Origin of the sequence: Enterococcus sp. BSD2780061688st2 D3, from assembly GCF_005844145.1 — a bacterium.
GTDB classification, from domain to species: Bacteria; Bacillota; Bacilli; order Lactobacillales; family Enterococcaceae; genus Enterococcus_B; species Enterococcus_B durans.
Map to the genome: position 1 here is coordinate 1 of NZ_SPHN01000032.1, position 10,077 is coordinate 10,077.

The window sequence follows — 10,077 nt, forward strand, 5'->3', positions numbered from 1 at the left end:
TCAAGGACAATCGGAATAGCATACGGAAAGAAGTTCTGCACCTTATAAAATTTGTCAAAAAAACTGTTGCCATTCCAAGACAATCAACCAAACTCTAACAGAATTTGAAGTATATCAAGAATATTGGGAACCACTAAAAAAAGTGACTTCAACTTATGCATCCTTTGATAAAGACAATCTCTACTATGATTTCCCCTCAGTATCAGGATTTAGTTCAATGAACAATAAAAAATATTTACTAATGTTAACGAGATTAGGGTACTCAACAAGTAACGTCCGTGCTAAACGGAATGGTGGTACAGTTATTACGGATATTTTGCTAAGCAACCAATACCAAGTAATTCCTAATCAAGAAATCCAGCATCAAGCGACTAGCGGTGTAAAGATTATAGAAAGCGAAGTGAGTTAAACCTCAGATATTGCTTCTTTTTCATTTGACGTTCTAGAAGTAACAAAAGATGAGTTACTTTATGTTTATTTTCCCGTCAACTTGGCCAATAATTTGCACTATGTGACCAATTTGGAAAGTCGACAATTTGATCCCTGCTGGCATCAAATTGATGCTCAAACGAAAGAATTGTTGCTAGGTTGGGAAGAAAATCAAGTAGTTCGTGATTTCTCATTAAATTTTATTATGATTGATTACTATAATTTGGCGACATCAATGCAACGGTTCCCGAATTATGGTATGGACATAGATTCATTCAAACAGAAAAGCTTTTCTGGAGAAATTCAAAATGAGGAAAGCAATAATCTTGTTATACCTATTCTCTATGAACCAGGTTAGGTTTTTACTGTGGACGGGGAAGAGTATCCTTACAAAGTAGCTTTTGACGATTTGATTCAATTGTCTAACTTACCAAAAGATAGTAATATGAAAATTGCTGGAGAATTTTTCGCACCAGGATTCTTGGTAGGCTTGGTAATCTCTAGTATTGCAACTGGGTGCTTTTTATTTTTACTTTTTCTGGATTATATCAAGAAAACAGAGGATATTCCTTAGGAAAATCACAATCTAAATCTTCCCTAGAAACTATAGAATGACAAGGGGGATATAAGCAAATTCCTAAATGATTAAATAGGGTGCGTTACTAGTTAGCTCCATAGTAAGATTTTTTCAAAATTTTCTTGAGGTTGGATCAAAAAGGGCTCTTTTCAATTAGATTAAAGACACTCATACAAAATAGAGAAACGAACTTATAATCGCGTTCGTTTCCCTATTTAATTTATTATGACCATAAACCAATTTGAATTTAGAAAGCACCTTCTTTCTTTAATAAAAAGTACTACTCGTAATCTGTCAGGATTGATAAGACTTTTTATATTAGCTAAATAAAGAATGGATATATTGATTAGCATTCTTAAATTCAACTGTATCGATCAGTGTACCTTGTACAATCAATCTCGTTACAGCAGCCAAATCTCCGCATGTAACAAGAGTGATCATATTTTTATTAGGAATATCATCAATGACTTCGACTCTTAATGGATCCACTTTTTCTTTAAAGGACACTTGGTAAATATAAATATTCTTTAAGTCTGTTACATATATTTTTTCTTTTAGAGAAATAAACTCTAATGGGGAAAATAAAATAGTTTTATCTTTAGCACTATGACTTGCTAAAGCGTAATTTCGTTTTCCCATCTGCTGATCTGGTTTCATTGTTCCAGCCCCAGAAAGGAGCGAGGTGTTGTCCAATCCGTTGTATATTGGTAAAGATAATTTTACATTGTGTATAGCGATACCACCTATTATAGGCAAATCATTATTCTTGAATTGTGCTTTTAATACTAACTCATTTGATATAGATTCAACAGAATCAAAATCAAAGTTTCCTTTCCTTTTCAGATTGTCTTCCAAATCTTTCTGTGAATAATTTGCTATGTCATATTGTGGACTTGTTTATTCAGTAAGTAAGATCGAATTTGGAAATTAAATATTAAAACTAAGCCTATAAGAAAAAGGCTAATTAGAAGTAAATTTAAAGAAAGATGCTTGATTTTTTTCATCATTTTTAGATTCCTAGAAATGGAGCAGGATCTACGAATCCAGACCAATTTGAGCTAGTCGCTATTCCAAAATGCAAATGAACTCCGGTTGAATTTCCTGTAGTTCCCATGGTACCGATGGTCTGTCCAGCACTCACTGATTGGCCTGGTGTAGCAATATAATTACTTAGGTGAAGGTAATATGAATAGTAACCATCTCCGTGATCAATAATAATGTAATTACCTGCGGATCCATCAAATGACGCCTGCACTACAGTTCCTGATCTTGATGCCATGATAGGCGTTGAAGAAGTTCCACCCATATCTATACCATTGTGAAAAGATCCAGAAAATCCAGTAGGATCAGCTCTTCCCCCAAATGGACTTGTGACGATAATGTTGGCTACGGGTGCGCCCCAACCAGAAGAACTAGGACTTTGAATCTGAGTATTATCGGAAGAACTATTGTTGTCTTGGTACTCATTTTGATTAACTGAGTTCGAATCTTGCTCCGAAGTTTCATCTGGTATCTGTTCTTCTTTCTGTGTATCAGTATTTTCTTGACCTATTCCTATGTCATTGGTATCGGCTAGTTGTGATACATCTTTTTCCTGATCTTTTATAATAGATGCGGCTTCTGCCTCTTGAGCTTTTAAAATAGCCGCAGCTTCTGCTTCTTTTCTCTTTTCCTCTGCTATAGCTTTAAGCTCCTCCTCCCTTCTTTTTTCAGCTTCTTGTTTTTGATTTTCAAATATAATAGATGCGGCTTCTGCCTCTTGAGCTTTTAAAATAGCCGCAGCTTCTGCTTCTTTTCTCTTTTCCTCTGCTATAGCTTTAAGCTCCTCCTCCCTTCTTTTTTCAGCTTCTTGTTTTTGATTTTCAAATTTTGCTTTTTCGGATTGCTCTGTCGCCAAAGAAGCGGATATCTCATTGATTTTTATACTTTGAGTTAATTTGGCTTCTATAAGGTCATTTTCTTTCTCTTCGAGAGATCGAGTTTCTTTTTCCGCATCTGTAACTTTTTTCTCAGCTTCTTTTTTTAATTCATCTAAATTTTCTTTATCATCTATCTGGGCCTGCATAATCTCATTACTAGCAGAAATAAGCTTAGTCATACCAATGGCTGCTGTGACTGCATCTGATAATGATTCGGCATTTACCATGACAGATATTATAGAGTCACTTTTTTGATTTACTTGTGCATTCCTAGCCTGCTCTTCGATAAGTTTATTCCTAAGGCGTATTCTTTCCTCAAGAGCAGTAATTTTCTGATTAATCTCGGTAAGTTTCTTCTCAGATGTGTTTTTTTCCACTAGCACTTTTTTATATTCTTTTTCTAGCTGAGTTATTTTGTTATCTAAATCAGTAAGATAATTTTCAGCTGATTCTTTATTTTTTACAATCGCTTCAATTTTATCATCTTTTTCTTTGATTTTTTCCTCTATAGTCTGTGCTTTAGCTAAGAGACCATTACTAAAAAATAGCGAAAACACAATGACAGAGGTAGATATAAATGTTTTTTTCAAATTGATTTTTCACTTCCCTTATTTTATTTGTGAAGAAACATTTTACATAATATTCTCCTCTCTATTTTATCGTTGCTACAGGTTCTACTAGGAATTGAAATTGGAATTACTATACAAAAAGTAATAGGATCCATATGCTATATTTCAATTTAATAGACAGCTTCAAAATAACTAAAACTTATGGAGATTTTATGGAGCATATACATACCTACATAAAATTCACACAACTGTAAAGTATGATATCAAAAGTTAATACAGGAGAACGAATTTAGTGAATAAAACATTGAGACTCATGAAACCTTGGGACTATTTCATTATTACTGCGGTCATTATGGCATCATTCGTACCATATTTACTATTTGATACTAATAATGATGAAAATAATAATAGGGAAAGTACAGATGTAATTGCAGTTGTTAAAATAGATGGAGAAGTTGTAGACAAATTTAACTTATCACAAGTTAATGAGTCTTTTGAGAAAACATATTACCCTCAAAAAGGGAAATACAATATTATTGAAGTAGCTCCTGGAAAAATCAGGGTAAAAGAAGATAATAGTCCTGATCAAATTGCTGTTCGTACAGGCTGGATTAGTAGACCAGGGGAAATGAGTATATGTCTGCCTCATAAATTGATTGTTGAAATTTTAGGAGTAGAGGAGAATCCTTTAATTTATTAGTATGAACTAATAAGTACCACGAATCCTATTATAGAGACATGGACGGAGTAATCTAAGGAAAGACCGTTAACTAAAATCGCTAAAACCTGTTTACATTATTCTTCATTTAAGGTGGTTACGGAATTTTGCATATAGAAAGCCATATTAGAGCTAACGAGTTTATAAAATATTAATAGGGATGGTAGGTGTCATTACAGTGGATAATACTTATTTAACAGATGTGTTTAATCAATATAAATTACGCGAAAATTTACTGTATCAAACTTGGTTTATCAAAAGTGAAAAACGTTTGAAAGCGTTTAAAAAAGTTAGGAAATACGTACAAGTACTTATCAAACATGTCAATAACGGAACGTTCCCAACAGATTTTAAAAATTCAGCCCTAGAGGACATAATGAATGTAATTGCAGAACAAACAGAAATTTTTAAAGGAGCCAAGCATGCATTTATGTGGAAACCTAAATTGAGAATTCCGGATATTTATGAAAATAGGGAAAATCAGTTAGCTTTTTCACTTTGTCTTGATCAAATTCTTAAAGCTAATCAAGAAATTAAAATGTTATTTGCTGTAAATATTCTAGCAGAAAAGAAAATCAGAGGGCTTGGTCCAGCTGTCGCAAACATTTTATATTTTCTAGAACCTACCATTTTCCCTCCTTTTAACACAGCTATTGTAAATGGATATAATTATCTTACGGGCTCGAAAATTCGCTTAGGTAAATGGGAGGACTATTTTAAACTCCGTGATGGTATGATTGAACTCAACTGCTTAGGAGGACTTTTTTCGAAAGATTTGGGTGCTATCTCAGCTTTTTTATTTGATATTGGGAAACTAAATTATATTGTTCGCGAAAATGAAGAAGAGTATGTCAGAATTTCAGAAAGTAACACCCAGAAATTAATAAAACAGAAGTTGGAAAAAGAGGATGGCAAAAATGTGCACCAAAAAATCCAATATATCTTAGCTACTTTAGGTAATGAGATAGGTTATCATGCTTGGATTGCCTCAAACGATCATAATAGAATTGTAGATGGGAATCGCTTAGGAGATGTGTCTATACCTCTATTACCAGAAACAATCTATCAATTACCAAATCCGTTAAGTAGGACGATTGGTTTGATTGATGTTATTTGGTTTTCAAAAAATGGGGAACCGATATGTGCTTTTGAGGTTGAAAAATCGACGTCAATAATTTCTGGGATGAATCGAATGGATGATTTGTATTCGATTCATCAAGAAAATTTGATGATGTATATTGTCTCACCGGATCAACGTGAAGAGGAGATACGAGCACAATTTAATAGACCACATTATATGCGTAATCAAAATTTGCATGATCACTTACGATACATTCTATTTACAGATTTAGAGAAACATGCTAATTTTATGAAGAAATTTGGCAAAGATTTTACAATTTTAGCCCCGATATCTCATTATCCAAGTGGTGAACTAGTTCGGTAGTTATTCTGGACAAAGAAGTTGAAATTAATACGGTTAATTGTAGTATAAATAAGCATTTGGGCAGAATTGGAAATCAATCTTCCCTTTTTTTACGAGTAGCTTCCACATTTATAATGGCGCTCATTGCTATTGAATGTCTTAGCAACGTCCAGAAGAAAATCATCATATTAATGCTGCCCATGCTTCCATTTTAGTAACTTTTCGTTGAAGAAAATTGCGGATAGAGTGAATACTATCTATTCATAACCTAGAAATGTTATCTAAAAAGGTATTTTCCTTATATTCATCGAAGATAATGGTTCTATTTGCACTTAAAAAAGAAACAATAAATCTTACTTCTAGAATCCCCTGGTGTATGGACTACCCTATACACCAGGGGATGTTATGTACTCTTGGTGGAATGCAACGAGTGGATGGAATGATGAGGATCATTTTCTTTGGTGTCAGAAATACATAAAGAAAGATTATAAACCACGCATGCCTTATTCGTTTTATAAAGAGTAAAGTTAGACTAAATATTTTGAGAGAATCAATTCTATTCTGAACCATGAATTTAGTGAATTTTAAAGGGACTGTGACATAAGTCCATAGAAGAAAACCGCAAGAAATGACGAGAAAGCGTTCATTTCTTGCGGTTTTTTGGGTAAAATAAAAAGGAGCACCGGTTCCCGCCAATGCACCATCATTTAATCCTGAAAGGACTAAACAAAATGTATACTAATTATAACATGAATCAACTCACTTTGGATCTATCTACTTCATTTTCTCCAAAAGAAAATCATGTCGCCGTTTTTATCCATGAACTGGTCGAAGCGCTTCAGATTAATGACCCCTATCTTTTTGGTCGACCAAGAGAATATGATTTAGGTGCCATGATGAAGGTGGTTCTTTTTGCGTATACGCGAGAAACCTTTACAAGTCGCAAGATTGAACGCTTAGCTGAAGAAAACCTATATGCTCGCTGGTTGACGCAAGAACGGGTTCCGACTTATCGAACTATCGCCCGTTTTTGTGTATCCAACGATGTACAGGAGTTGACCAATAAAGGTTTAGATCAGTTGACAGAGTATCTGCGTGCACGGAATCTGATTGATGATGCGTTGTTTATTGACGGGACCAAAATCTTGGCGGATGCGAATAAATACAGCTTTGTCTGGAAGAAAAATACGATCCGGTTCGATCAAATGAATCGCGAAAAATTGCTTACTATGATGACGGAACTAAAAGAAGCATATGCCCTGAAACAGATTCCCGAAGGGACGACCTTGACCGTAGACATGATAGATGAACTGTTAACACGGATGGAACTGCGTCTGGATGAACTAGAAAATGAAGTTGAGGCAACGAAACGTCTTTCGCCAAATCCAGCGAAACAACAACGGCGAACGTTGAAAAGCCAAGTACGCAAACTAAATGCAAAGTGAGAAAAACTTCTGGAACATCAAACGCAGTTTTCTATTTATGGGACTAGAAACAGTTATTCAAAAACCGATCATGATGCGACATTTATGCGCGTAAAAGAAGACCACATGAAAAATGGCCAACTTAAACCTGCGTATAACCTGCAGATCGCTACATGTAATCAATTTGTGCTCGGCTACGATGTCTTTCAAAACCCAACAGACACTAAAACACTGAAACCATTACTGGAAAAAATGAAGACTGCACAAAAGTCCCCTCATTATTTGGTCGCCGATGCAGGTTATGGTTCAGAAAGCAATTACCGCTATATAGAAGATGAACTTCCTCAGCATACTGCACTGATTCCTTATGGAACGATGTTTAAAGAACAAAGTAAGAAATGGCAGACAGATGACCGGAAAGTAATGAATTGGGTTTACGAGCCCAATGAGGACTTTTACATCGACCCCAAAGGGGTACGATTCAATTTTCATGCCTACCGTCAACGAACAGATGCGGATGGCTTTGTCCGAGATTTTAAAGAATACCAAGCAGAAAAAACGGATGCGAACCAAGCGCTCATTCCTGAAGCCTTAACCCCAAAGGGGAATCGTAGAAAGATCACTGTAAATCCGTCTTGGGAGTATCATAAAGAAAAACAAAAAGAACGGTTATCAACGCCTGACATTCAAAAAATATATGGGCGGAGAAAAGTCGACGTGGAAACAGTCTTCAGATTTATGCAGGCTTGTTCGGGCTTCACTCGCTACACGGTTCGAGGCTTAGAGAAAGTCAGAAAACAGACGGGTTTACTCATTACGGCAATCAATATGATGAAATTGACAAAAATAGGAACTTGAACTACTCAAAATGAATAAAAAAACAAGAAGCACTCGAAAAATCTCATGATTTCCAAGTGCTCCTTGTTTTTTGGAGAGCGTAACTAGGTAACTTATGTCACGCCTCCTTTAACTTATTTTAACCTTGACTTCAAATCGCTTAGTTCACTACTTAAGATATCATTTTGCTCTTTTAAATTTTCAAGATCCTGTTTCAATTGTTCGTCATCTTTTTCATTATGCGATCCTGAGTGCATACCCCTCATCATAAATATCATCATTATCGGACATAATAAAAGTAATAACCACTGCATTGTCATCGCTCCTTAACTAAGTTCTTTAGAGTAGCAACTTCTTCTTTTAATTGCTCAGTTTGGATTTTTAAACTTGCTATATCATTTTCGGAACCAGTGTGTTTTGAATGATCTTCTCCATGCATATGATGATGCCCAGCATGTCCGTGCCCTTTATGCATAAACATCATTGAGATAGGGCAAATTAGTAGTAATAGTAGTGGTAAGAGATTAAGTAATGCTTCCATGTAAATCTTCCTCCTTAGATTTTTTGAGATAGATGTAAGTTAATATAGAGCCAATTAATAGGACTATGGACAGGACTTGAGCCATTCTCAAGTTTGCTGTTAGCATTAAACTGTCGGTCCGTAATCCTTCAATCCAGAATCTCCCGACGGAATATAGTGAAACATAAATTAAAAATATTTGCCCAAAGAACATTCTATTTCTAGACACCAGAAGCAAAATAATGAGTACTCCTATATTCCATAAAGACTCATATAAAAAAGTCGGATGATGGTAGGCCCCATCAATATACATTTGATCAATTATGAAAGATGGGAGTTTCAGAGATTGCAGGAACTCTATGTCTACAATTTCTCCATAGGCCTCTTGATTCATAAAATTTCCCCATCGTCCAATGATTTGTCCAATTACTATACTGGGAGCAACTACGTCAGCAACATTCCAAAAAGAAAGATTTTTCTTCTTGCAATAAATAACCCCTGTCAATACAGCACCAATTAATCCACCATGTATTGCTAGACCACCTTCCCAAATTTTTAAGATACTTAAAGGATCATCAATGTACAAAGGTAATTCAAAAAGTACATAGTATAATCTGGCCGATATAATAGAAACTGGCAATCCATATAACAACAGATCAACAATTGTATCCTCAGGCAATGCCGCACGCTTTGCTCTTCTATTAGCAACAAAATATCCGATTATGATCCCAAACACTATGAAAATGGCATACCAATAAATAGTAAATGGACCAAACGAAATAAATACTCTGTCGTAGGGTTCTCTCAAATTCTTCCCTCCTTCCTAATGAACTTGTTTTGACTATAGCAGGCTATTATGGAAATTTTATGTAGACTTTTTGACAGATACATTGGTACACATTTTCTACACAAGTTTTTTTATCATTATATTAAAAGGAGTGATCTAATATAAATATTAATTTAATGAAAAAAAGCATGCTATTTCTATTATTTTTTGTCTTTGCTTTATCCCTCGCGATTACATTGACAAGCAACTTCCCTGGTTTGCTCAAAATCAATTTATTCTTTCAAAGCGATATAAATTTTCAAAACTGGAGTAGATCTCAAGTTAATCAAGATTTTAGAAATTTAATGGGCTATTTAAATAATCCTTTTCAAAAAGAATTGGTTTTTGATAATCTATACGTCTCAGATCGCGGTATAAACCATTTTAAAGATGTTAAATTTTTGTTCCAGCTTAACTATTCATTGCTTCTTTCTACGAGTAGCGTTCTTTTATACCTAAACAGGAAAAAATTAGTAACGCGTGATCAAGTCAGAGAAATCACTAGTTTAATCAAGTGGATGATAATATCAGTCTGTGTAATGGCACTTCTGTTTTTTGATAAAGCATTTGTGCTTTTTCATCAAGTATTTTTTGACAATGATGATTGGATGTTTGACTATCGTACAGATCCAATTATCAGTTTTTTACCGGAAACATTTTTCTTTTTATGCTTTTTATTAATTGTAACTATAAGTGTTTCTACTTTGACAACAATTCATCATTTGTTTAATAAAGAAGAACGTACTTTATGAATAGCCGGGAGCGTCAATAATTTTGTGTAAATAACTCGTCCTTCTGCAAAATAATGGGTTACTCAGTAAACATTGAAGCTAAT

Annotated in this window: 11 protein-coding genes and 1 pseudogene; 7 read left to right on the forward strand and 5 right to left on the reverse strand. The window is 34.5% G+C overall.

What is annotated here, in order from left to right:
- Nucleotides 1–142 precede the first annotated feature (142 nt).
- The 3 genes from FGQ66_RS14240 to FGQ66_RS14250 all read left to right on the forward strand — a co-directional run bounded on the left by FGQ66_RS14240 (nucleotide 143) and on the right by FGQ66_RS14250 (nucleotide 1,003).
- A complete protein-coding gene (locus FGQ66_RS14240; protein WP_002307629.1) occupies nucleotides 143–409 on the forward strand; it encodes a YfhO family protein in 267 nt (88 codons plus the stop codon).
- An 81-nt stretch (nucleotides 410–490) separates the two neighbouring features.
- A complete protein-coding gene (locus FGQ66_RS14245) occupies nucleotides 491–787 on the forward strand; it encodes a hypothetical protein (RefSeq protein WP_002307630.1) in 297 nt (98 codons plus the stop codon).
- Nucleotides 788–796: 9 nt separating this feature from the next.
- The gene (locus FGQ66_RS14250) at nucleotides 797–1,003 is read left to right on the forward strand and encodes a hypothetical protein (RefSeq protein ID WP_002295288.1); all 207 of its coding nucleotides are present in this window, start codon (nucleotides 797–799) and stop codon (nucleotides 1,001–1,003) included.
- Nucleotides 1,004–1,324: 321 nt separating this feature from the next.
- Here the strand turns inward: FGQ66_RS14250 and FGQ66_RS14255 are convergent, their stop codons facing one another.
- Nucleotides 1,325–1,861, reverse strand: coding sequence for a class A sortase (locus tag FGQ66_RS14255; protein WP_002336717.1), 537 nt, complete (start codon nucleotides 1,859–1,861; stop codon nucleotides 1,325–1,327).
- Between the two features lie 154 nt (nucleotides 1,862–2,015).
- A complete protein-coding gene (locus tag FGQ66_RS14260; protein WP_085057665.1) occupies nucleotides 2,016–3,515 on the reverse strand; it encodes a peptidoglycan DD-metalloendopeptidase family protein in 1,500 nt (499 codons plus the stop codon).
- A gap of 271 nt (nucleotides 3,516–3,786) precedes the next feature.
- Between FGQ66_RS14260 and FGQ66_RS14265 the strand changes: the two genes are divergently transcribed.
- The 3 genes and pseudogenes from FGQ66_RS14265 (at nucleotide 3,787) to FGQ66_RS15885 (ending at nucleotide 7,917) form a co-directional block, all read left to right on the forward strand.
- Nucleotides 3,787–4,194 (forward strand): NusG domain II-containing protein, encoded by a 408-nt coding sequence (locus FGQ66_RS14265; protein WP_002307641.1) that lies wholly within the window; start codon nucleotides 3,787–3,789, stop codon nucleotides 4,192–4,194.
- 178 nt (nucleotides 4,195–4,372) lie between these two features.
- On the forward strand, nucleotides 4,373–5,656 hold the full coding sequence (locus FGQ66_RS14270; RefSeq protein ID WP_002325571.1) for a type II restriction enzyme NmeDI-related protein: 1,284 nt from the start codon (nucleotides 4,373–4,375) through the stop codon (nucleotides 5,654–5,656).
- Nucleotides 5,657–6,366: 710 nt separating this feature from the next.
- Nucleotides 6,367–7,917, forward strand: a pseudogene (locus FGQ66_RS15885) (IS1182 family transposase).
- A 113-nt stretch (nucleotides 7,918–8,030) separates the two neighbouring features.
- Here the strand turns inward: FGQ66_RS15885 and FGQ66_RS14280 are convergent.
- Genes FGQ66_RS14280 through lgt form a run of 3 tightly spaced genes read right to left on the reverse strand, consistent with a single transcriptional unit; the run spans nucleotide 8,031 to nucleotide 9,224 of the window.
- The gene (locus FGQ66_RS14280) at nucleotides 8,031–8,216 is read right to left on the reverse strand and encodes a DUF2933 domain-containing protein (protein ID WP_002307645.1); all 186 of its coding nucleotides are present in this window, start codon (nucleotides 8,214–8,216) and stop codon (nucleotides 8,031–8,033) included.
- On the reverse strand, nucleotides 8,213–8,437 hold the full coding sequence (locus FGQ66_RS14285) for a DUF2933 domain-containing protein (RefSeq protein WP_002307648.1): 225 nt from the start codon (nucleotides 8,435–8,437) through the stop codon (nucleotides 8,213–8,215). The genes FGQ66_RS14280 and FGQ66_RS14285 overlap by 4 nt, the downstream gene beginning before the upstream one ends.
- A complete protein-coding gene (gene lgt, locus FGQ66_RS14290; RefSeq protein ID WP_002294779.1) occupies nucleotides 8,421–9,224 on the reverse strand; it encodes a prolipoprotein diacylglyceryl transferase in 804 nt (267 codons plus the stop codon). Before lgt ends, FGQ66_RS14285 begins: the two co-directional genes overlap by 17 nt.
- Before the next feature lie 155 nt (nucleotides 9,225–9,379).
- On the opposite strand from lgt, the gene FGQ66_RS14295 reads away from it, so the two are divergent.
- Nucleotides 9,380–9,994 (forward strand): TIGR01906 family membrane protein, encoded by a 615-nt coding sequence (locus tag FGQ66_RS14295; protein WP_002307650.1) that lies wholly within the window; start codon nucleotides 9,380–9,382, stop codon nucleotides 9,992–9,994.
- Nucleotides 9,995–10,077: the final 83 nt, after the last annotated feature.